The organism is Pseudomonas sp. P1_F7, from assembly GCF_056405655.1.
Genome location: NZ_JBFUBR010000013.1, coordinates 257981 through 278636, shown reverse-complemented (window position 1 = coordinate 278636; position 20656 = coordinate 257981). Strand labels below are relative to the sequence as shown.

Sequence of the window (20656 nt, the reverse complement as noted above, 5' to 3'; positions counted from 1 at the left end):
ACATTGACGCACCTGCCTGTTTGCACCCACCTGTTGTACGGAAAACCCCATGGCTATCAGCAACGCCCAGACCGGCTCAGTGCCGGCGTCCGCTACGCCCCAAAGCAGTCCTCTGGTGATGCGCATCATCGGCGCGGTGGCGCTGGCGCATTTGATCAACGACCTGATCCAGTCGGTGTTGCCGTCGATCTACCCGATGCTCAAGGCCAACTATGGCCTGACCTTCACTCAGGTCGGTCTGATCACCCTGACGTTTCAGTTGACGGCCTCGCTGCTGCAGCCGTGGGTCGGTTACTACACCGACCGTCATCCCAAGCCGTGGTTGTTGCCGGCGGGGACGGTCTGCACCCTGGTCGGCATTCTGATGATGTCGATGGTCGGCAGCTTCCCGTTGATTCTGCTGGCGGCGGGGCTGATCGGCATCGGTTCATCGACCTTCCACCCGGAAGCATCCCGCGTAGCGCGCCTGGCTTCGGGCGGGCGCTTCGGGCTGGCGCAATCGACCTTCCAGGTCGGCGGTAACGCAGGCTCGGCGTTCGGCCCGTTGCTGGCGGCGGCGATCATCATTCCCTACGGCCAGGGGCACGTGGCGTGGTTCGGCCTGTTCGCGGTGTTTGCGCTGTTCGTGCTCTACCGGATCAGCCGCTGGTACGCCAACCACTTGAACCTGTTCAAGCTCAAGCAAGGCCAGGCGGCGACTCACGGCCTGTCCAAGGGCCGAGTGACCAGTGCGCTGGTGGTACTCGGGTTGCTGGTGTTCTCCAAGTATTTCTACATGTCGAGCCTCACCAGCTACTTCACCTTCTACCTGATCGAGAAGTTCGACCTGTCGGTGGCCAGTTCGCAGTTGCACCTGTTCCTGTTTCTCGGCGCGGTCGCGGCGGGGACATTCTTTGGTGGGCCGATCGGCGACAGGATCGGGCGCAAGGCGGTGATCTGGTTCTCGATCCTCGGCGTTGCACCGTTCACATTGCTGCTGCCGCATGTCGACCTGTTCTGGACCAGCATCCTCAGCGTGGTCATCGGCTTCATCCTCGCCTCGGCGTTCTCGGCCATCGTGGTGTATGCCCAGGAACTGGTGCCGGGTAATGTCGGGATGATCGCCGGGGTGTTCTTCGGTTTGATGTTCGGCTTCGGCGGGATTGGCGCGGCGTTGCTCGGGCATTTGGCGGACATTCACGGCATCGAGTACGTGTACTACCTGTGTTCGTTCCTGCCGTTGTTTGGGGTGTTGGCGATTTTCCTGCCGCGTACGAAGAAGTCTTGATCCAGCACAAATCCCTGTGGGAGCGAGCAAGCTCGCTTCCACAGAAAAGCAAAAACAAGACACAAAAAAGCCGCGTATCAAACGCGGCTTTTTCTTGGGTGTGTGGCTTACACGTTGAAGCGGAAGTGCATCACGTCGCCGTCTTTAACGATGTAGTCCTTGCCTTCCAGGCGCCATTTACCGGCTTCCTTGGTACCGGCTTCGCCCTTGTACTGGATGAAGTCGTTGTAGGCGATCACTTCGGCGCGGATGAAGCCTTTTTCGAAGTCGGTGTGGATCACGCCAGCAGCTTGTGGTGCGGTGGCACCGACACGGACGGTCCAGGCGCGGACTTCTTCGACTCCGGCGGTGAAGTAGGTCTGCAGGTGCAGCATTTCGTAGCCGGCGCGGATTACGCGGTTCAAGCCAGGCTCTTCGAGGCCCAGGGCTTCGAGGAACATGTCTTTCTCTTCGCCGTCATCGAGTTCGGCAATTTCCGCTTCGATCTTGTTGCACACCGGAACAACCACGGCGCCTTCTTCTTCGGCGATGGCGCGTACAACGTCCAGGTGCGGGTTGTTCTCGAAACCGTCTTCAGCGACGTTGGCGATGTACATGACCGGTTTGGTGGTCAGCAGGTGGAAGCCCTTGATCACCGCTTTTTCGTCGGCACCCATGTTCTTCATCAGGCTGCGCGCCGGCTTGCCTTCGGTGAAGTGGGCGATCAGTTGCTCCAGCAGGCCTTTCTGGACCACTGCGTCCTTGTCACCGCCCTTGGCGTTGCGCGCGACTTTCTGCAGTTGCTTCTCGCAGCTGTCGAGGTCAGCGAAGATCAGTTCCAGTTCGATGATTTCGATGTCGCGTTTCGGGTCGACGCTGTTGGAAACGTGAATCACGTTCTCGTCTTCGAAGCAGCGGACCACGTGGGCGATGGCATCGGTTTCGCGGATGTTGGCCAAAAACTTGTTGCCCAGGCCTTCACCTTTCGACGCACCGGCAACCAGGCCCGCGATGTCGACGAATTCCATGGTGGTCGGCAGGATGCGCTTTGGATTGACGATGGCTGCCAGGGCATCCAGGCGCGGATCCGGCATCGGCACAATACCGCTGTTGGGTTCGATGGTGCAGAAGGGGAAGTTCTCGGCCGCGATCCCGGATTTGGTCAGGGCGTTGAACAGGGTGGACTTGCCGACGTTAGGCAGGCCGACGATGCCGCAATTGAATCCCATGGTGTTTCCCCTCGGATAAGAGTCAGGCCTTCTGGCTGTGCAGGTTTTTCATCGCGCGGTTCCATTCCCCGGCGAGGATATCCGGCAGCACGCCGAGGGCGAAGTCGATGCTGGCATCGAGTTTTTCCTGTTCGGCGCGTGGCGCACGACCCAGGACGAAGTTTGAAACCATACTGGCAACGCCCGGGTGGCCAATGCCAAGCCGCAAGCGATGAAAGGTATTCTGATTGCCCAGTTGCGCAATGATGTCGCGCAACCCGTTGTGACCGCCATGGCCGCCGCCTTGCTTGAGCTTGGCAACGCCGGGTGGCAGGTCGAGTTCGTCGTGCGCCACGAGGATTTCTTCAGGCTTGATGCGGAAGAAACCGGCGAGTGCCGCCACGGCCTGGCCGCTGCGGTTCATGTACGTGGTGGGAATCAGCAGACGAACATCCTGACCCTGATGCGAATAGCGCCCGGTCAGGCCGAAATACTTGCGGTCCGCCACAAGGTTCACACCTTGTGCGTTCGCGATGCGCTCAACAAAAAGGGCCCCTGCGTTATGCCGGGTCTGTTCGTATTCAGCGCCTGGATTTCCCAGGCCAACGATCAGTTTGATGGCAGTCACGATAGGGGCCCTTCATTGGAGTGGTGGATAACATCGCCGCAATCAGGGAGAGCGGCGAAAGTGGACGAAAATTGCTCATTTACCATGATGTAAACTCCGCGTTCTCGCCCGCTTTCTCGCTATGCTCTAGTCCGCGATGTATCCGGTCACTCCGGCGTACAGAGTAAAATTACTCTGCAGCGCCTTCTGCAGCTTCTGGAGCAACACGTGGAGCGTGGACGTTGGCAACAGCCTTGTCATCGCCGTGTGCCAGGGCCACGAACTCAACGCCTTTAGGGGCCTTGAGGTCCGACAGGTGAATGATCGAACCGATTTCAGCGTTAGCCAGGTCGACTTCGATGAACTCAGGCAGATCTTTCGGCAGGCAGGTAACTTCGATCTCGGCAACAACGTGCGAGATTTCGCCGCCTTTCTTGGTCGGTGCTTCTTCGTTGATGAAGTGCACTGGAACGATAGCGGTCAGTTTCTGGCCAGCTACTACGCGTACGAAGTCAGCGTGCATCACGTGGCCTTTGGCCGGGTGACGCTGCAGGGCTTTGATCACGACGTTCTGCTTGGTGCCACCAACATTCAGCTCGATGATGTGGCTGTAAGCCGCTTCGTTTTCGAGCAGTTTGGCAACTTCTTTGGCCAGCATGCTGATGGATTCAGGGGCTTTTTCGCCACCGTAAACTACAGCTGGAACCAGGGCGGCGAGACGACGCAGGCGGCGGCTCGCACCTTTCCCCAGGTCGGAACGCACTTCAGCATTCAGGGTAAAATCGTTCATGTTGTATCTCCAAAATAACCACATTCGCCCCAGCGTTTGCGACCAGCGCTAAAGGCGATATGGGCAAAAAAGCCCCGCCCCGACAGGAATGCCGGGGCGGGGCGCTTTTCGTCAACGAGACATTTCGAGAAGGGCAGGGCCCTTAGCGGAACATCGCGCTGATCGATTCTTCATTGCTGATGCGGCGAACCGCCTCGGCAACTACCGGCGCGATATCCAGTTGACGGATACGCGAGCAGGCTTGTGCAGCAGCGGACAACGGGATGGTGTTAGTCACCACCAGTTCGTCCAGCATGGAATTTTCGATGTTTTCGATCGCCCGACCGGACAGCACAGGGTGTGTGCAGTAGGCGAAAACCTTGGCAGCGCCATGCTCTTTCAAGGCCTTGGCCGCGTGGCACAGGGTGCCGGCGGTATCGACCATGTCATCGACCAGAATACAGGTACGCCCTTCGACATCACCGATGATATGCATCACTTCAGAGTGATTGGCTTTCTCACGGCGTTTGTCGATGATCCCGAGATCCACGCCCAGGGATTTGGCAACGGCACGTGCACGCACGACGCCGCCAATGTCCGGGGACACGATCATCAGGTTTTCGAAGCGCTGATCTTCGATGTCATCCACCAGAACCGGGGAGCCGTAGATGTTATCTACCGGAATATCGAAGAAACCCTGGATTTGGTCAGCATGCAGATCAACCGTGAGAACACGGTCGATGCCGACTACGGTAAGCATGTCAGCCACGACTTTCGCGCTGATAGCCACACGTGCGGAACGCGGACGGCGATCCTGACGGGCATAACCAAAGTAAGGAATAACAGCAGTGATACGAGTAGCCGAGGAGCGGCGGAAGGCATCAGCCATCACTACCAGTTCCATCAGGTTATCGTTGGTCGGAGCGCAAGTCGGCTGAATAATGAAGACGTCTTTACCGCGGACGTTTTCATTGATCTCGGCTGTAATTTCGCCGTCGGAGAACTTACCGACAGAGATGTCACCGAGAGGGATATGCAGCTGACGTACGACACGTCGAGCCAGATCGGGGTTAGCGTTCCCCGTAAAGACCATCATCTTGGACACGCGCAGTACCTGAAGGCTGAGGGTAACCTGGATGAGTATAGGAAAATGGCAGGGGCGGCTGGATTCGAACCAACGCATGGCAGGATCAAAACCTGCTGCCTTACCGCTTGGCGACGCCCCTGTATCTGTTGCAACGATTACCCAGTAATCGGTTCCTTTAGAGCAGACCTTGAAGCTTGCGATGCAACATCGAAACGTTGCTTCCTTTTGCTACAAAACCTGTAAGGGTCTCTGTCAGAAGGGCCGAGACTTTATCAGCTTCAGCTTTGCTTGGGAAGCCCCCAAACACACAACTTCCAGTTCCGGTGAGTTTTGCTTCGGTAAATTTACCTAACAAATTCAAAGCGTTACGTACCTCTGGATAACGCCTTGTTACCACCGGCAAGCAGTCATTTCGACTGTTTCCCTTGGGAACGGGGCGCACTTTAATGGGAGGAGTGTTACGTGTCAACAACGGATCTGAAAAAATTTCTGCCGTACTTACAGAGACTTGCGGTACCAGCACGAGATACCACGGTTCTTCAGGGTCGACAGGGGTCAGTTTCTCCCCCACGCCCTCGGCAAAAGCCGCGTGGCCACGTACGAAAACCGGGACGTCTGCGCCCAGCGTCAACCCCAGGCCAGCCAGACGATCTTCATCCCAACCCAATTTCCACAGATGATTGAGGCCGAGCAAAGTCGTTGCGGCATTCGAACTGCCGCCGCCAATGCCGCCGCCCATGGGCAGGATTTTTTCGATCCAGATATCGACGCCCAGCGAACAACCGGATTGCTCCTGAAGTTTTTTCGCGGCCTTGACGATCAGGTTGCTGTCGTGGGGAACGCACGGGAATTCGGTGTGCAGTTGAATGACACCGTCATCGCGCAGGGCATAGGTGATTTCGTCGCCGTAATCGAGAAACTGAAACATCGTCTGCAGTTCGTGGTAGCCGTCTTCACGGCGACCCAGAATGTGCAGCATCAAATTGAGTTTGGCCGGCGAAGGCAACGTCAGGCGATTGTCTGGCATTTCACTGCCCCAATTTGCGCGGTTGCCAAGTCTTGATCACCAGCGTGACATCCAGGTCGGTGCCATGCAGTTTGATCCGTTCGGGCAGCCAGTAACCGTTCAGTTGGGTATATTCGGTGTATTCGACCTGCCAACCGTCCTGTTCGAGGCTGGCCAAACGACTGTCGCCGTCCAGCGTCAGACGGCTTTTGCTGTCCGGAGCCGGGAGCCCGCGTACCCACCAGGCCAGGTTGGACACCGGCAATTTCCAGCCCAACTGTTCTTCGAGCAGCACTTCCGGATTCGGTGCGTCGTACCGTCCCTGATTGGCGACTTCCAGCGACACCTTGCCCGGGCGCCCGGTCAGGCGTGCCGCGCCGCGGCCCAGTGGTCCGGACAGGCGAATGTCGTAGTAATCCTGGCGCTGCAACCAGAACAGCGTGCCGCTGCCCGAATCTTTGGGTGCGCGAATGCCGATCTTGCCGTCGATCTGCCAGCCATCAAGGCCCGCAAGCTGCTGTTTGTGCTCTCGCCATTGGGCAGGGTTGCCGTGCCCTTCGACCGATTCGCGGGGACCCAGGCCCGCGCAACCGGCGAGCAGGGCGATAAAACTGAAAACGATGAAATGGCGCAAAAACATAATCTTAAAGAGTCTCTGATCCGGTCAGGCGTTTGATGGTGCCGCGCAGGGTCGGGCTATCGGGTTGTTCCTTGAGGAACTTGCCCCAGACTTGTTTGGCTTCACGCTGTTTGCCATTGGCCCACAGCACTTCGCCCAGGTGAGCGGCGACTTCCTGATCGGGGAAGCGATCCAGGGCCTGGCGCAGCAGGCGCTCGGCTTCGTCGAGATTGCCCATTCGGTAATTCACCCAGCCAAGGCTGTCGAGTACCGCCGGGTCTTCCGGACTGATCTGGTGTGCCTGTTCGATCAGGGCCTTGGCTTCGGCGTAGCGCGTGGTGCGGTCAGACAGGGTGTAGCCGAGGGCGTTCAACGCCATGGCATTGTCCGGGTCGCGCTTGATGATCGTGCGCAGGTCTTTTTCCATCTGCGCCAGGTCATTGCGTTTTTCCGCCTGCATGGCGCGGGTGTAGAGCAGGTTCAAATCGTCCGGGTATTGCTGCAAGGCTTGATGCAGAACGCTCCAGGCCTTGTCGCCCTGATTGTTGGCGGACAGGGTTTCGGCTTCGATGAGGTACAACTGGATCGCGTAATCCGGCTGCTCGTCGCGCTCTGCCGCCAGCTTTCTTTGCGCTTCGGCGGTCCTGCCGTTGTCTATCAGGATGTCGGCCTGACGCAATTGCGCCGGCAGGAAGTCGCTGCCTGGGCCAACCTTGGCGTATTCGATCAGCGCGCCTTGCGGGTCGTTTTGTTCTTCGGCGATGCGGCCGAGATTCAGGTGCGCCGAGTCGACGTGGCTTTCCCGGGCGATCAAGTCTTCCAGATAACCCTTGGCCTCATTCCAGGCCTTGGCTTCCAGGCAGACCAGTGCCAGCGAGTAACGCAGTTCGTCGTCTTCCGGGTATTGCTGAACCAGGCTCGAGAACTCGGTCTTGGCATCGTCCATGCGGTCCTGTTCAACCAGCATACGTGCGTAAGTCAGGCGCAGGCGCTTGTCGTCCGGGTATTTCTTGATGCTTTTCTGCAGCAACGGCAGGGCTTCGTCACCGCGATTCAGGGTTTGCAGCAGGCGTGCGCGCAGCAGAATCGGGGCAATTTCGCCGTCGTCCGGCGGATTGTTTTCCAGCAGCTTTAGCGCGCCTTTGGCATCGCCATCCTGTTGCATTAGCAGCGCCTTGCCGAAAATCAGCTGGCCGTTGTTCGGGTGACGCTGCAACAAACGGTCGAAGCTTTTCATCAAGCCGTTGCGGGTGTCCTGGTCGGTGTCGGCCGCGGACAGCGCAAGGAAGTCGAAATGGGTGTCGCCCTTGCCCTGCAAGACTTTCTCCATATAGACCATGGAGTCGTCATAACGCCCGGCGCGTGCCAGTTGCACGGCGGCGGCGCGTTGCGCTTCGAGGTCGTTGGGGGCGTTTTTGGCCCAGATCAGCGCGGTGTCCAGGGCTGCCTGATCGGCGCCCAGATACTCGGCGATACGAAATGCCCGCTCGGAGATGCCCGGATCCTGGGTGTTGATGGCCTGGGTCACATAGTTGTCCAGGGCAATGTCGAAACGATTGCGCTGGCCAGCCAGTTCGGCGCTCAACAGGCTGAAGATGGTTTCCTCGCTGAATGAGCTGTAGACCTTGGGCTTTTCAGGGGCCGGGGTGCTGTCTTCAGCCGGCGGCGTACCGTCCGACGAGACGGGTGCCAAGGCCTGGCAGCCGCTGAGGAAGACAAAAGCGAGGAGCAACGCGGAAGATCTATTCATATAGGAAGAGGACGACTAACCTGCGGTCGGATCATCATGACACAAGCTTTCGGCCAAACATAACCGGCCCGCCAATTTACCCGCGAGTCCAAAGCTCGATCTTTCGGCCTTGTTCCTGATAATCGCGGGGCGATGCCATTGTAGGAGCTGCCGAAGGCTGCGATCTTTTGATCTTGCTCTTTTAAAGGCAAAAGATCGCAGCCTTCGGCAGCTCCTACAGAGGCCCATCGCCAGCGTAAATAGGAATAGATCGCAGTCAGTGGGGATGTCTACCAAGACGATAGATATCGAGTGGTTGTTCTGATTCCGTCGAAGTAGGACAATTACCGGCTTCACGTCACCATCAGCGACTTTGAATGGCCTTCCTTGCACTCGGTATTAACCACAAGACTGCTTCAGTAGACGTCCGCGAGCGCGTGGCTTTTACCCCTGAGCAGCTGGTTGAGGCCTTGCAGCAGCTCTGCCGACTCACCGACAGCCGCGAAGCTGCGATCCTCTCCACCTGCAATCGCAGTGAACTCTATATAGAACAGGATCACCTGTCGGCGGACGTCGTGCTGCGCTGGCTGGCCGAATATCATCATTTGAGCTACGACGAGCTGCGCGAAAGCGCCTATGTGCATGAAGATGATGCGGCAGTTCGTCACATGATGCGGGTGGCTTCCGGGCTCGACTCGCTGGTGTTGGGCGAACCGCAGATCCTCGGCCAGATGAAGTCGGCCTATGCCGTGGCCCGCGAGGCCGGCACCATCGGGCCGTTGCTCGGGCGCTTGTTCCAGGCCACGTTCAATGCGGCCAAGCAGGTGCGCACCGACACTGCCATCGGCGAGAACCCGGTGTCGGTGGCGTTTGCCGCGGTGAGCCTGGCCAAGCAGATTTTCAGCGACCTGCAACGTAGCCAGGCCTTGTTGATCGGCGCCGGCGAGACCATCACCCTGGTCGCCCGCCATCTGCATGACCTGGGTGTAAAGCGCATCGTGGTCGCCAACCGCACCCTGGAGCGCGCCAGCATCCTGGCCGAACAGTTCGGTGCTCATGCGGTGTTGCTGTCGGATATTCCGGCGGAGCTGGTGCGCAGCGATATCGTCATCAGCTCCACTGCCAGCCAATTGCCGATTCTGGGCAAGGGTGCAGTGGAAAGCGCCTTGAAACTGCGCAAGCACAAACCGATCTTCATGGTAGATATCGCCGTTCCGCGCGACATCGAGCCAGAAGTAGGCGAGTTGGACGACGTTTACCTCTATAGCGTCGACGATCTCCACGAGGTGGTTGCCGAGAACCTCAAGAGTCGCCAGGGCGCAGCCCAGGCCGCCGAAGAGATGGTCTCGGTCGGCGCCGAAGACTTCATGGTCCGCCTGCGCGAGTTGGCGGCGGTGGACGTGCTCAAGGCCTATCGTCAACAGAGCGAACGCCTGCGCGACGAAGAATTGCAAAAGGCCCAGCGTATGCTGGCCAACGGCAGCAGTGCCGAAGAGGTGCTGGTGCAACTGGCTCGCGGGCTGACCAACAAACTGTTGCACGCACCGAGCGTGCAGTTGAAAAAGCTCTCTGCCGAAGGTCGCCTGGATGCGCTGGCGATGGCCCAGGAACTCTTTGCCCTCGGTGAGGGCTCATCGGATAGCTTTTCGGATAAAAAACCGCAATGAAAGCGTCACTGCTCAATAAGCTGGACATCCTCCAGGACCGTTTCGAGGAATTGACCGCCCTGCTGGGCGATGGCGAGGTCATTTCCGATCAGAACAAGTTCCGCACTTACTCCAAGGAGTACGCGGAAGTTGAGCCGATCGTTGGCGCCTATAAAGAACTGCTGAAAGTGCAGGATGACCTCGAAGGTGCCCAGGCACTGCTCAAGGACAGCGACCCGGACATGCGTGAAATGGCCGTGGAAGAAGTCCGCGAGGCCAAGGAACGCCTGGTCACACTCGAAGCCGACCTGCAACGCATGCTGTTGCCCAAGGACCCGAACGACGGGCGCAATGTGTTCCTCGAAATCCGTGCCGGCACCGGCGGCGACGAGGCGGCGATTTTCTCCGGCGACCTGTTCCGCATGTATTCGCGTTACGCCGAGCGCCGTGGCTGGCGGGTGGAAATCCTCTCGGAGAACGAGGGGGAACACGGCGGCTATAAAGAGGTGATTGCCCGGGTCGAAGGCGACAACGTCTACGGCAAGCTGAAATTCGAATCCGGGGCGCACCGTGTGCAGCGGGTTCCCGCGACCGAATCCCAGGGCCGCATCCACACGTCGGCCTGCACCGTGGCGGTATTGCCCGAGCCGGACGAACAGGAAGCCATCGAGATCAACCCGGCCGACCTGCGCATCGATACCTACCGCTCCTCCGGCGCCGGTGGTCAGCACGTCAACAAGACCGACTCGGCTATCCGTATCACGCACTTGCCGTCCGGCATTGTCGTCGAGTGCCAGGAAGAACGTTCACAGCACAAGAACCGCGCCCGGGCGATGTCCTGGTTGTCGGCCAAGCTGAACGATCAGCAGACCTCCGCCGCAGCCAACGCCATCGCCAGTGAGCGCAAGTTGCTGGTCGGCTCCGGTGACCGTTCCGAGCGCATCCGCACCTACAATTTTGCCCAGGGTCGGGTCACCGACCACCGGGTCAACCTGACCTTGTATTCCCTCGACGAGATCCTCGCCGGCGGTGTCGAGGCGGTGATCGAGCCGTTGCTGGCCGAGTACCAGGCCGATCAACTGGCAGCGATAGGTGAGTAAATGACGATCATTGCCAGTTTGTTGCGCGCCGCCGATTTACCCGACTCGCCGACGGCGCGTCTGGATGCCGAATTGCTGCTGGCGGCAGCGTTGGGCAAGTCCCGCAGTTTCCTGCACACCTGGCCGGAGCGCATCGTGCCCAGCGAAGCGGCGCTGACGTTCGCCGAATATTTGCAGCGGCGCCGCAGCGGTGAGCCGGTGGCCTATATCCTCGGCCAGCAGGGTTTCTGGAAGCTGGACCTGGAAGTGGCACCGCACACGCTGATCCCGCGCCCCGACACCGAGCTGCTGGTGGAAGCCGCGCTGGAACTGTTGCCGGCCACACCGGCTAAAGTACTCGACCTTGGCACCGGCAGCGGCGCGATTGCCCTGGCCCTGGCCAGCGAGCGTCCGGCCTGGAGCGTCACTGCCGTGGATCGCGTGCTGGAAGCCGTGGCTCTGGCCGAACGCAATCGCCAGCGTCTGCATTTGAATAACGCCAAGGTACTGAGCAGCCATTGGTTCAGCGCCCTGGAAGGTCAGCGTTTTCAACTGATCATCAGCAATCCGCCCTACATCGCAGCGTCCGATCCGCATCTGGTCGAGGGCGATGTGCGCTTTGAGCCGGCCAGCGCCCTGGTGGCCGGTGTCGACGGGCTCGACGATCTGCGTCTGATCGTCGCCCAGGCACCGGACCATCTCGACGCTGGCGGCTGGCTGATGCTCGAACATGGCTACGATCAGGCCGAGGCGGTTCGCGATTTGCTGCTGACCCGCGGGTTTGAAGAAGTCCACAGCCGCACCGATCTGGGCGGTCATCAACGCATCAGTCTGGGGCGCCTGCCGTGCTGAATGATCAGGAGTTGCTGCGTTACAGCCGGCAGATTCTGCTGCAACACATCGATATCGACGGTCAGTTGCGGCTCAAGGAAAGTCGGGTATTGATCGTCGGTCTTGGCGGCCTTGGCGCACCAGTGGCGCTGTATCTGGCGGCGGCAGGTGTGGGTGAATTGCATCTGGCGGACTTCGATACGGTCGACCTGACCAACCTGCAACGCCAGATCATTCACGACACCGACAGCGTCGGCATGACCAAGGTCGATTCGGCGATCAAGCGCCTGACGGCGATCAACCCCGAGATCCTGTTGATAGCCCATCGTGCGGCACTGGATGAAGATTCCCTGGCTGCTACTGTGGCCGGCGTGGATCTGGTCCTCGATTGCTCCGACAATTTTTCCACCCGTGAAGCGGTCAACGCCGCTTGCGTAGCCGCCGGCAAACCTTTGGTCAGTGGCGCAGCGATTCGTCTCGAAGGGCAACTGTCGGTGTTCGATCCGCGTCGGCCGGAGAGTCCGTGCTACCACTGTTTATACGGGCACGGCAGCGAAGCCGAGCTGACATGCAGCGAGGCCGGCGTGGTCGGACCGCTGGTGGGGCTGGTCGGCAGTCTGCAAGCGCTTGAAGCGCTGAAGTTGCTGGCCGGATTCGGCGAGCCGCTGGTGGGGCGCCTGCTGTTGATCGACGCTTTGGGCACGCGCTTTCGTGAGTTGCGGGTCAAGCGCGATCCGGGTTGCAGCGTCTGTGGGTCGAAACATGCGTGAAGCGCCGATTGGCGTGTTCGACTCCGGTGTCGGCGGGCTCTCGGTACTGGCCGAGATCCAGCGTTTGCTGCCCAATGAGACGCTGATGTACGTCGCCGATTGCGGGAATGTTCCCTATGGCGAGAAAACCCCGGAGTTTATCCAGCAGCGTTGCAGCGTGATGGCCGACTTCTTTCAGCAGCAGGGCGCCAAGGCCCTGGTGCTGGCCTGTAACACGGCGACGGTGGCCGGCGTCGCCGACTTGCGTCGCGACTATCCCGAATGGCCCATCGTCGGCATGGAGCCGGCGGTCAAACCGGCCGCCGCCGCAACCCGCTCCGGCGTGGTGGGGGTGCTGGCCACCACCGGCACCTTGCAGAGCGCTAAGTTCGCCGCGTTGCTCGACCGCTTCGCCACGGATATAAAAGTGATCACCCAGCCGTGTCCCGGGTTGGTGGAGCTGATTGAAAACGGCGATCTGCACAGCCCCGAGCTGCGTCAGCTGTTGGCCGGGTATGTCGAGCCGCTGCTGGCCGCCGGCGCGGACACCCTGATTCTTGGCTGCACCCATTACCCCTTTCTCAAGCCGATGCTGCGGCAGATGATCCCCGAGGACATCAGCCTGATCGACACCGGCGCCGCCGTCGCGCGCCAGCTTCAGCGGCTGCTGGCCGAAGGTGAGCTGCTCGCCGAGGGGCCTGCCCGTGAGGCGCAGTTCTGGACCAGCGCTGATCCGGTTCATTTCAGAAATATCTTGCCGATACTGTGGAATACCTGTGGCGTTGTGCGAAGCTTCAACAGGTAGAAGATTGACCGGGGGAGTACGAAAAGTCGGGTGAGCTTCTGATAAAACGCTGACTTCTATAGTTTTTCAGAGCTGGCAACAAAAAAATCATACGAAATCGTTCGGAAAAGGAAGTTTCTCGTGAAGCGACTATTCTGTTTGGCCGCGATTGCGGCCGCATTAATGGGGCACACCTTTACCGCGCAGGCGGCAGGTGTGGAGTTCGCGGTTGGTCAGACCAGCGATTCGACCATGACGTATCGACTGGGCATGCAATTCGATTGGGACCAGAGCTGGTGGCAGAGCGACGTTGGTCGCGTAACCGGTTACTGGAGCGGCGCCTATACCTATTGGGAAGGCGACAAGACCTCCAGCAACAACAGTTTGTCGTTCTCCCCGGTATTCGTTTACGAATTTGCCGGCCAGAACGTCAAGCCGTACGTTGAAGCGGGCATTGGTGTGGCGGTGTTCTCCAATACCCGACTCGAAGACAACAACATCGGCAGTGCTTTCCAGTTTGAAGACCGTTTCGGTTTTGGCCTGCGCTTCAACGGCGGCCATGAAGTCGGGATCCGCGCGACACACTATTCCAACGCCGGGCTCGCCAGTTCCAACGACGGTGTAGAAAGCTACTCGCTGCATTACACGTTGCCGTTGTAAGCACGACGGTTTTTCAGCTGGTTGCAATTCCCCCTGTGGGAGCGAGCTTGCTCGCGATAGCGATTTCAGACTCAACATTGATGTTGAATGAAGCATCGTCATCGCGAGCAAGCTCGCTCCCACAGGGGGGCACGTTGTTTTCCAGTTCAGCGATACGCCGTCGAAATCCCCTGGCGTTCGTCGATGCACTCCGGTGCGCCCATCTCGAATTCCCGGCAGATCAGCGGGCGTTTTTCGTAGATGGTGCACATCATCGTGTTGCGATCCAGCGCGGCACACCAGCCGTCATCCAGGCGCAGCATCACTTCCCCGCCCCAGTCATCGGTATCGATGAAGCGTTCAGGCACACCCGTATCGGTGATCAGCATGACTTCGAGCTGGCAGCAGCAGGCTGCGCAGGTCGAGCAGGTGACTGCGGGTTCCGCGATTTGCGTATGGGGGATGGTTTTCATGGCGCGCAGTGTAAGGCAGTCACCGGGTGCTGTGTGAAAGGTCTGACGGACGCTCAAGTATCGGAACGTCCGAGATACCGCTGCCGATGATGGCGATTTTCACGGTTGATCCTTGATCGGTGGCTGGTTGCGCACCATGGGTTTGCCGATCTCCAGTTTCACTTGGTCCGGCCGTTTGGCGAGTGGCCAGAGGGCCGCCATGAACGCCGCCGGGAAAGCGATTTCCAGCGGTCGGTCCTTGAGTTTTTCGAAGATGTGCCGTGCGGCTTTCTCCACCGGCCAGCTCAAGGGCATGGGGAAGTCGTTTTTCTCCGTCAGTGGCGTTTCGACAAAGCCGGGGCTGATCACCGTGAGTTCTATGCCTTCCGGGGCCAGGTCGATGCGCAGGGATTCGAACAGGTAACGCAGCCCGGCCTTCGAGGCGCCGTACGCTTCTGCCTTGGGCAGCGGCAGGTAAGTCACCGTACTGGCCATGGCCACCATATGCGGTGCAGTGCCAGCCCGTAGCAAAGGCAGGGCGGCGTCGATGCAATAGCTGCTGGCCAACAGGTTGGTGCGCACCACGTGCTCGACAATCGACGCATCGAACTGCTTGGCATCCACGTACTCGCAGGTGCCGGCGTTGAGTATCACGGTGTCCAGCGAGCCCCAGTCCTCGGCAATCTGCTCGCCGATTTCGCGCACAGTCTGGCTGTTTGTCAGGTCTCCGGCGACCACCAGCACCTGTCCCGGATAGCGTAGCGACAAGTCTTTCAGTGGTGCCACGGTGCGCGAACTGACGGCCAGGTGCGCACCGGTTTTCAGGATTTCTTCGGCCAGGGCGGCACCGATGCCGCTGCTGGCGCCGGTCAGCCAGTATCGTCGTGCGAGTGTGCGACTCATCTCAACCTCCTTTTCAGCCAGGCAATTGCCCGGAGCCCCGGCATCGAGTCCCGGTGGCGGTAAATCATGACCCAACGGCGGCGTATTGCCGTGAGGGCAGGTTTTTGAACGCCGTCAATGCGCGCGTACGGGATGTGCTCAAGTCGACGATCGGTGGCGGGTAATCCACAGCACCGAAAAGGCCACCGAGGTTGGCCGGGTTATGCACTTCCTTTTTACTCAGAGCGGCCAATTCCGGCAGCCAGTGTTTGATGAACAGGCCTTCGGGGTCGAATTTTTCCGACTGGCTCAACGGGTTGAAAATCCGGAAGTAAGGCGCCGAGTCGGTGCCGGTGGAGGAACTCCACTGCCAGCCACCATTGTTCGCCGCCAGGTCGCCATCGATCAGGTGGCGCATGAAAAAGCGTTCGCCTTCGCGCCAGTCGATCAGCAGGTTCTTGGTCAGGAACATTGCCACCACCATGCGCAGGCGGTTGTGCATCCAGCCGGTTGCCAACAGTTGGCGCATGGCGGCGTCGATGATCGGCAAGCCGGTGCGTGCCTGTTGCCAGGCTGCCAGTTCTTCGGGGGCGTTACGCCAGGCCAGCGCTTCGGTTTCCGGACGAAACGCGCGGTGCCGGGAAACTCGTGGGTAGCCCACCAGGATGTGTTTGTAGAACTCGCGCCATAGCAGTTCGTTGATCCAGGTGACGGCGCCGGTCTTGCCGCTTTCGAACTCACCCTGATTGCTGTTCAAGGCGGCGTGCAGGCATTGGCGCGGAGAAATCACTCCCGCAGCGAGATAGGCCGAGAGCTGGCTGGTGCCGGGCTTGGCCGGGAAATCCCGTTCGCTTTGGTAGTGGTCGATCTGCACATCGCTAAAGCTGTCGAGGCGACGTCGGGCTTCGGCTTCACCCGCCGGCCACAGGCTGCGCAGGTTGTCCCCGGGCGTTGCTAAACCGTCGACACTCGAGGGGATCGAATCGCTGGCAATGTTCAGCGGCGCTTGTTTCGGCGGCACGCGGACCAGGCTGGGCAGCGAGTGGTGCAGCCGTTCGTAGCAGACTTTGCGGAACTGGCTGAAGACCTGAAAGTAAGTGCCGGTCCGGGTCAGCACACTACCGGGCCTGAACAGCAATTGATCGAGGTAGCGGCGAACTTCGATGCCTTCGGCCCGCAGTGTCCGGGTGACCGCCGCATCGCGACGGGATTCATGGATGCCGTATTCCTCGTTTAGGTACAGCGCGTCGACTTGCCACTGTCGGCACAGGTTCAGCAGTACGCTTGGCGTGTCCTCCCAGCGAGGTGCCCGGCGTATCAGCAGGGGGATGTTCAGTTGACCCAGTTCGTGGCTCAACTCGCGCAGGTTGCGCAGCCAGAAGTCGACTTTGCAGGGCGCATCGTCGTGTTCCAGCCATTGTTCCGGACTCAGCAGATACACCGCCACGCACGGGCCGCGAGCCGCGGCGGCCGAGAGGGCGGTGTTGTCATGTAGACGCAAGTCGCTGCGCAGCCAGATCAATTGCATGTTGGTATCCACGTGATTCATTTAAATCAGCCCGCGCCGAACGAGTGTCTGATGTGCCGACAACGGATTTTCGGCCAGGTACAAATCAGCGATCTCGGTAGTACTTGCGGACAACTCGGCCTGGTGGATGCATACCGTTGGTCCGGCAATCATTTTTGGGCAACTGATACCTTTCAATAGTTTCGGCAGCTGCGCCAGGTTCAGGGCTTTACTGGAGTACAGCAGAACCCCACGGGGTTGCAGCATTTCGACCGCCAATGCCAGTTCTCCGACAGGCAGCGGCCCGTCGAAGACCTCCACCGGGCAATCCGCGCTGCTGATCAGCCAGGCCGTGAGCCACAGATGCGGCTCCATGGGCAGGTCCGAGTGGTTGATCAACAGCAGCGGCGCGGTGCGCAACTGGCGATTGTTATGGTAGATGCGTGCGCCGAATTTGCTGCGCAACCAGGCACAAAAAAAGCCCCGTTCCATCTGCGCTCCGAACTGGCCTTGCCAGCGGTGCTCCAGAGCAGCCAGCAAGGGCATCAGCAACTGCTCGCACAAGGTGCGCGGCGGATACAAAGCCATGGCCTGATTGACGCTGTCATCCAGGGCGCGCTCCTGCAGTCCGCTGACCGCCTGCAGCAATATTTGTAACAAGACGTGCCAATCGTTGTCGACGGACTCGCTGAAGGCTTGCGGTGTGTCGAGCAAATGCTTGACCTGGCTGACGGCAACGCCGCGGTTGAGCCAGGTGAGGATGGCCTGGATGCGTTGTACATGGTCGGTCGAGAACAACCGATGTCCCTTGGGCGTGCGTTGCGGCACGATCAGGCCATAGCGGCGCTCCCAGGCGCGCAAGGTCACGGCATTGACGCCGGTTTGCCGCGCCACCTCACGGATCGGCAGCCAGCCTTCGTCCAACGCCTTTTTCAAGTCATCGCCGAGGTCTTTGCGGGCGCTGGTGTCAAGTGCTCTTTTCATCAGATGGCGTTTCGCAGACTGAGATTTTCCGGGTGCAGTTGCAGGTAGACCTGCTGTGCGATGTACGGATCGGGGTGTTGGCGAAAGTGATGTTTGAGCAGCGTCAGCGGCACCACCAGCGGCACGATGCCCAGGCGGTACTGGCTGATCACGTGTTGCACTTCCTGCTTGTCTTCGTGGCTGATGGCCTGTTTCAGGTAGCCACTGAGGTGTTGCAGGACGTTGGTATGCGTGCGGCGGGTGGCACATTTTTTCAACGCCGCCATCAATTCGCTGAAATAGCGCGGGCCAAGTTCCTTCGGATCGGTATGGCTCATGTTGCCCAGCAGGTTGCCCAGGGTTTTGTATTGCACCGGGTTGTGGGCCATCAGCAGGTATTTGTAGCGCGAGTGAAAGTCCGTGAGTCCGCGCCGGGTCAGGCCTTCCTGGCGCAGCTGCTGCCAGGCGCTATAGACGAACACGCGGGTGAGGAAGTTTTCCCGCAACACCGGATCGTTGAGCCGGCCGTCTTCCTCCACCGGCAAGTCCGGGTGCCGCAGGCTGGCGCTGAAGGCGATTTTCGGTTTGGCGGAGGCGTGGGGCATCGGAGCACCTCGAATCTGAACCTGTACAAACATTCGGTTCTGTACAAGATAACTTCATCATAGATTCGAAGTTGTACAAGTCAAATTTTATGTATAGGTTTTCTGGCGGGCTGCTGCCAGGGCGACAGCAGCGATTTGCTCGGATTGATGCTCTTTACTGCAGGTGCTCATGCAAGCGGCGGGCGGCTTCCTGACCGCTGAGCCAGGCCCCTTCGACGCGTCCGGACAGGCACCAGTCGCCACAGGCGTACAGCCCCAGATCGGCATCGGCCAGGGTGCCCCATTCGTGACTGCTGGCGGGGCGGGCGTAGAGCCAACGGTGGGCGAGGCTGAAGCTCGGCGCGGGCATGGAGTCGTGCAGCAGTTCGGCGAAGGCGCCATGCAGTTGTTCGATCACGGCTTCCTTGGACAGGTCGATGTGCTGGCGACTCCAGGCGCTGGTGGCGTGCAGGACCCAGGTGTCGAGAATGTTGTCGCGCCCAGGTTTACTGCGGTTGCGGGCCAGCCAGTCGAGAGGGCTGTCCTGGACGAAGCAGCCTTCCATGGGCGTTTCCAATGGCGTTTCGAAGGCCAGGGCGATGGCCCAGGTCGGGTCCATTTTCACCCCGGCGGCGGCACCGGCGAGTTTCGGCGCTGATGCCAGCAAAGCCGTGGCCTGCGGGGCTGGCGTGGCGATGATCACGTGGCTGAACGGTCCGTGGGTGAAGCCCTCGGCGTCCTGCAGGTGCCAGTGTTCTTCACCGCGATAGACCTCGGTGATCCGGCAGGCGAAATGCACTTCAAGGTCACCGAGCAGGGCGCGGGTGATGGCGCTCATGCGGGGCGTGCCGACCCAGCGGGTCTGCTCGTCCGGCGACAAGTTGAGCTGGCCGCCATGGTAGGTGTACAGCTGCGGCGTCCACTCGGCGACCCAGCCCTTGGCTTGCCAGCGCTGGACTTCGGTGACAAAGCGCCGGTCACGGGCGGTGAAATATTGCGCGCCCATGTCCAGGGCCCCCGCATCGCTGCGCTTGCTCGACATGCGCCCGCCGCTACCGCGGCTTTTATCGAACAGTTGAACCACATGCCCGAGGTCAGTCAGGGCCTGGGCGGCGGAGAGTCCGGCAATGCCGGTGCCAATGATTGCGATAGGTACAGTCATAGGGGCCTCGTTTACCTTTCTGTACAGACTACGCCGGGGTTCAAACCTGTACAATATTGTTTTTTGGTATAGCTTTTAGCGTTCTCGTTCTGACAGCTTGGCCTATTGTTAAACATAGAGCCTGCTCGATACCAAAGATCCCTGCTTATAAAAATAGACTAATGGACAGGGTAAAACGCCACGCGAGGAAGAAGTCATGCACATATTGCTGACCGGCGGTACTGGTTTGATAGGACGTCAGCTTTGCCGGCACTGGTCGGGTCAGGGATATCGCCTGACAGTCTGGAGTCGCCAGCCTGAAAAAGTCGCAAAAATATGTGGTGCCCAGGTGCGTGGAATTGCTCGATTGGAGGATCTGGGGCAGGAGCCGGTGGATGCGATCGTCAATTTGGCCGGAGCGCCGATTGCCGACCGACCCTGGACGCACAAGCGTAAAGCCTTGTTGTGGAGCAGCCGCATCACGCTCACCGAAACCCTGCTGGCGTGGCTCGAAAGTCGCGAGCAGAAACCCCGGGTCCTGATTTCCGGTTCGGCTGTCGGCTGGTATGGCGACGGCGGCGAGCGTGAACTGACCGAGGATTCGGCGCCGATCAGCGAAGACTTCGCCAGCCAGTTATGCATCGCCTGGGAAGAGACTGCACAGCGGGCCGAAGCGCTGGGCATTCGCGTCATTTTCATTCGTACCGGGTTGGTGCTGTCGGCCGAGGGCGGCTTTTTGTCGCGGCTGTTACTGCCGTTCAAACTGGGCCTGGGAGGGCCGATCGGCAATGGCCGGCAGTGGATGCCGTGGATTCATATCAACGATCAAATCGCCCTGATTGATTTTCTTCTGCATCGCAACGAGGCCAGTGGTCCTTATAATGCGTGCGCGCCCAAACCGGTGCGCAACCGCGAGTTTGCCACGGCGCTGGGTGGCGTACTGCATCGCCCGACCTTCATGCCAATGCCGGCCTTCGCATTGAAGGTGGGGCTGGGCGAGTTGTCGCTGTTGTTGTTGGGCGGCCAACGGGCCACTCCGGTGCGTTTGTTACAGGCTGGTTTCACTTTTAAGTTCACGGATTTGCGCGCGGCTCTGGACGATCTGTCCGGTCGCCTTTGAAATAGGAC

Annotated in this window: 20 protein-coding genes, 1 tRNA gene and 1 pseudogene; 8 read left to right on the top strand and 14 right to left on the bottom strand. The window is 59.7% G+C overall.

Features of this window, described 5'->3' with window-relative positions:
* Positions 1-49 precede the first annotated feature (49 nt).
* Positions 50-1267 carry an MFS transporter gene (locus AC1D1M_RS20785; protein ID WP_477777051.1) on the top strand — a complete coding sequence of 406 codons (1218 nt, stop codon included), beginning with the start codon at positions 50-52 and terminating at the stop codon, positions 1265-1267.
* A gap of 107 nt (positions 1268-1374) precedes the next feature.
* Here AC1D1M_RS20785 and ychF read toward each other — a convergent pair whose 3' ends face one another.
* The 8 genes from ychF to AC1D1M_RS20745 all read right to left on the bottom strand — a co-directional run bounded on the left by ychF (position 1375) and on the right by AC1D1M_RS20745 (position 8292).
* The gene (gene ychF / locus AC1D1M_RS20780; protein WP_150728018.1) at positions 1375-2475 is read right to left on the bottom strand and encodes a redox-regulated ATPase YchF; all 1101 of its coding nucleotides are present in this window, start codon (positions 2473-2475) and stop codon (positions 1375-1377) included.
* Positions 2476-2497: 22 nt separating this feature from the next.
* Positions 2498-3082, bottom strand: coding sequence for an aminoacyl-tRNA hydrolase (pth, locus tag AC1D1M_RS20775; RefSeq protein ID WP_046030136.1), 585 nt, complete (start codon positions 3080-3082; stop codon positions 2498-2500).
* A 169-nt stretch (positions 3083-3251) separates the two neighbouring features.
* Positions 3252-3851: a 50S ribosomal protein L25/general stress protein Ctc gene (locus AC1D1M_RS20770; protein WP_477777050.1), complete on the bottom strand. Its 600-nt coding sequence runs from the start codon at positions 3849-3851 to the stop codon at positions 3252-3254.
* 142 nt (positions 3852-3993) lie between these two features.
* The gene (locus AC1D1M_RS20765; RefSeq protein ID WP_003208392.1) at positions 3994-4935 is read right to left on the bottom strand and encodes a ribose-phosphate pyrophosphokinase; all 942 of its coding nucleotides are present in this window, start codon (positions 4933-4935) and stop codon (positions 3994-3996) included.
* Between the two features lie 46 nt (positions 4936-4981).
* A tRNA-Gln gene (locus AC1D1M_RS20760) sits at positions 4982-5056 on the bottom strand.
* Positions 5057-5092: 36 nt separating this feature from the next.
* Complete coding sequence (ispE, locus tag AC1D1M_RS20755) at positions 5093-5944, bottom strand: 4-(cytidine 5'-diphospho)-2-C-methyl-D-erythritol kinase (protein ID WP_477777049.1); 852 nt, start codon at positions 5942-5944, stop codon at positions 5093-5095.
* Position 5945: 1 nt separating this feature from the next.
* On the bottom strand, positions 5946-6563 hold the full coding sequence (gene lolB, locus AC1D1M_RS20750) for a lipoprotein insertase outer membrane protein LolB (protein ID WP_477777048.1): 618 nt from the start codon (positions 6561-6563) through the stop codon (positions 5946-5948).
* A 4-nt stretch (positions 6564-6567) separates the two neighbouring features.
* Positions 6568-8292, bottom strand: a complete 1725-nt coding sequence (locus AC1D1M_RS20745; RefSeq protein ID WP_477777047.1) for a tetratricopeptide repeat protein — start codon at positions 8290-8292, stop codon at positions 6568-6570.
* A 356-nt stretch (positions 8293-8648) separates the two neighbouring features.
* Between AC1D1M_RS20745 and hemA the strand changes: the two genes are divergently transcribed.
* The 6 genes from hemA (at position 8649) to AC1D1M_RS20715 (ending at position 14020) form a co-directional block, all read left to right on the top strand.
* On the top strand, positions 8649-9938 hold the full coding sequence (gene hemA / locus AC1D1M_RS20740) for a glutamyl-tRNA reductase (protein WP_007973881.1): 1290 nt from the start codon (positions 8649-8651) through the stop codon (positions 9936-9938).
* Positions 9935-11017 (top strand): peptide chain release factor 1, encoded by a 1083-nt coding sequence (prfA, locus tag AC1D1M_RS20735; protein WP_007981853.1) that lies wholly within the window; start codon positions 9935-9937, stop codon positions 11015-11017. Before hemA ends, prfA begins: the two co-directional genes overlap by 4 nt.
* A complete protein-coding gene (gene prmC, locus AC1D1M_RS20730; protein ID WP_477777046.1) occupies positions 11018-11848 on the top strand; it encodes a peptide chain release factor N(5)-glutamine methyltransferase in 831 nt (276 codons plus the stop codon). It abuts the gene before it with no gap.
* On the top strand, positions 11842-12597 hold the full coding sequence (locus AC1D1M_RS20725; protein ID WP_477777045.1) for a molybdopterin-synthase adenylyltransferase MoeB: 756 nt from the start codon (positions 11842-11844) through the stop codon (positions 12595-12597). Before prmC ends, AC1D1M_RS20725 begins: the two co-directional genes overlap by 7 nt.
* Entirely contained in the window at positions 12590-13381 is a 792-nt protein-coding gene (gene murI / locus AC1D1M_RS20720; RefSeq protein WP_477777044.1) for a glutamate racemase, read from the top strand. The genes AC1D1M_RS20725 and murI overlap by 8 nt, the downstream gene beginning before the upstream one ends.
* Positions 13382-13501: 120 nt before the next feature.
* Entirely contained in the window at positions 13502-14020 is a 519-nt protein-coding gene (locus AC1D1M_RS20715) for an acyloxyacyl hydrolase (protein ID WP_223454734.1), read from the top strand.
* A 146-nt stretch (positions 14021-14166) separates the two neighbouring features.
* Here AC1D1M_RS20715 and AC1D1M_RS20710 read toward each other — a convergent pair whose 3' ends face one another.
* The 6 genes and pseudogenes from AC1D1M_RS20710 to AC1D1M_RS20685 form a co-directional block, all read right to left on the bottom strand.
* Entirely contained in the window at positions 14167-14472 is a 306-nt protein-coding gene (locus tag AC1D1M_RS20710; RefSeq protein WP_007981864.1) for a YkgJ family cysteine cluster protein, read from the bottom strand.
* A gap of 99 nt (positions 14473-14571) precedes the next feature.
* Complete coding sequence (locus AC1D1M_RS20705; RefSeq protein WP_477777043.1) at positions 14572-15354, bottom strand: SDR family NAD(P)-dependent oxidoreductase; 783 nt, start codon at positions 15352-15354, stop codon at positions 14572-14574.
* Positions 15355-15418: 64 nt separating this feature from the next.
* A complete protein-coding gene (phrB, locus tag AC1D1M_RS20700) occupies positions 15419-16861 on the bottom strand; it encodes a deoxyribodipyrimidine photo-lyase (RefSeq protein ID WP_477777042.1) in 1443 nt (480 codons plus the stop codon).
* 21 nt (positions 16862-16882) lie between these two features.
* A complete protein-coding gene (locus AC1D1M_RS20695) occupies positions 16883-17824 on the bottom strand; it encodes a MerR family transcriptional regulator (RefSeq protein WP_477777041.1) in 942 nt (313 codons plus the stop codon).
* Positions 17824-18360: pseudogene (locus AC1D1M_RS20690) on the bottom strand (YbgA family protein); the annotation flags it as partial. The gene AC1D1M_RS20695 and the pseudogene AC1D1M_RS20690, both read right to left, overlap by 1 nt.
* A gap of 202 nt (positions 18361-18562) precedes the next feature.
* Positions 18563-19549 (bottom strand): NAD(P)/FAD-dependent oxidoreductase, encoded by a 987-nt coding sequence (locus AC1D1M_RS20685; RefSeq protein ID WP_477777040.1) that lies wholly within the window; start codon positions 19547-19549, stop codon positions 18563-18565.
* A 196-nt stretch (positions 19550-19745) separates the two neighbouring features.
* Between AC1D1M_RS20685 and AC1D1M_RS20680 the strand changes: the two genes are divergently transcribed.
* Positions 19746-20648 carry a TIGR01777 family oxidoreductase gene (locus AC1D1M_RS20680; protein ID WP_477777039.1) on the top strand — a complete coding sequence of 301 codons (903 nt, stop codon included), beginning with the start codon at positions 19746-19748 and terminating at the stop codon, positions 20646-20648.
* Positions 20649-20656 lie beyond the last annotated feature (8 nt).

Coding starts and splice junctions, on each gene's coding strand:
- AC1D1M_RS20785 (WP_477777051.1), top strand. CDS start 50: ATGGCTATCAGCAACGCCCAGACCGGCTCAGTGCCGGCGTCCGCTACG.
- ychF (WP_150728018.1), bottom strand. CDS start 2,475: ATGGGATTCAATTGCGGCATCGTCGGCCTGCCTAACGTCGGCAAGTCC.
- AC1D1M_RS20770 (WP_477777050.1), bottom strand. CDS start 3,851: ATGAACGATTTTACCCTGAATGCTGAAGTGCGTTCCGACCTGGGGAAA.
- ispE (WP_477777049.1), bottom strand. CDS start 5,944: ATGCCAGACAATCGCCTGACGTTGCCTTCGCCGGCCAAACTCAATTTG.
- lolB (WP_477777048.1), bottom strand. CDS start 6,563: ATGTTTTTGCGCCATTTCATCGTTTTCAGTTTTATCGCCCTGCTCGCC.
- AC1D1M_RS20745 (WP_477777047.1), bottom strand. CDS start 8,292: ATGAATAGATCTTCCGCGTTGCTCCTCGCTTTTGTCTTCCTCAGCGGC.
- hemA (WP_007973881.1), top strand. CDS start 8,649: ATGGCCTTCCTTGCACTCGGTATTAACCACAAGACTGCTTCAGTAGAC.
- prfA (WP_007981853.1), top strand. CDS start 9,935: ATGAAAGCGTCACTGCTCAATAAGCTGGACATCCTCCAGGACCGTTTC.
- prmC (WP_477777046.1), top strand. CDS start 11,018: ATGACGATCATTGCCAGTTTGTTGCGCGCCGCCGATTTACCCGACTCG.
- murI (WP_477777044.1), top strand. CDS start 12,590: ATGCGTGAAGCGCCGATTGGCGTGTTCGACTCCGGTGTCGGCGGGCTC.
- AC1D1M_RS20710 (WP_007981864.1), bottom strand. CDS start 14,472: ATGAAAACCATCCCCCATACGCAAATCGCGGAACCCGCAGTCACCTGC.
- AC1D1M_RS20705 (WP_477777043.1), bottom strand. CDS start 15,354: ATGAGTCGCACACTCGCACGACGATACTGGCTGACCGGCGCCAGCAGC.
- phrB (WP_477777042.1), bottom strand. CDS start 16,861: ATGCAATTGATCTGGCTGCGCAGCGACTTGCGTCTACATGACAACACC.
- AC1D1M_RS20695 (WP_477777041.1), bottom strand. CDS start 17,824: ATGAAAAGAGCACTTGACACCAGCGCCCGCAAAGACCTCGGCGATGAC.
- AC1D1M_RS20685 (WP_477777040.1), bottom strand. CDS start 19,549: ATGACTGTACCTATCGCAATCATTGGCACCGGCATTGCCGGACTCTCC.
- AC1D1M_RS20680 (WP_477777039.1), top strand. CDS start 19,746: ATGCACATATTGCTGACCGGCGGTACTGGTTTGATAGGACGTCAGCTT.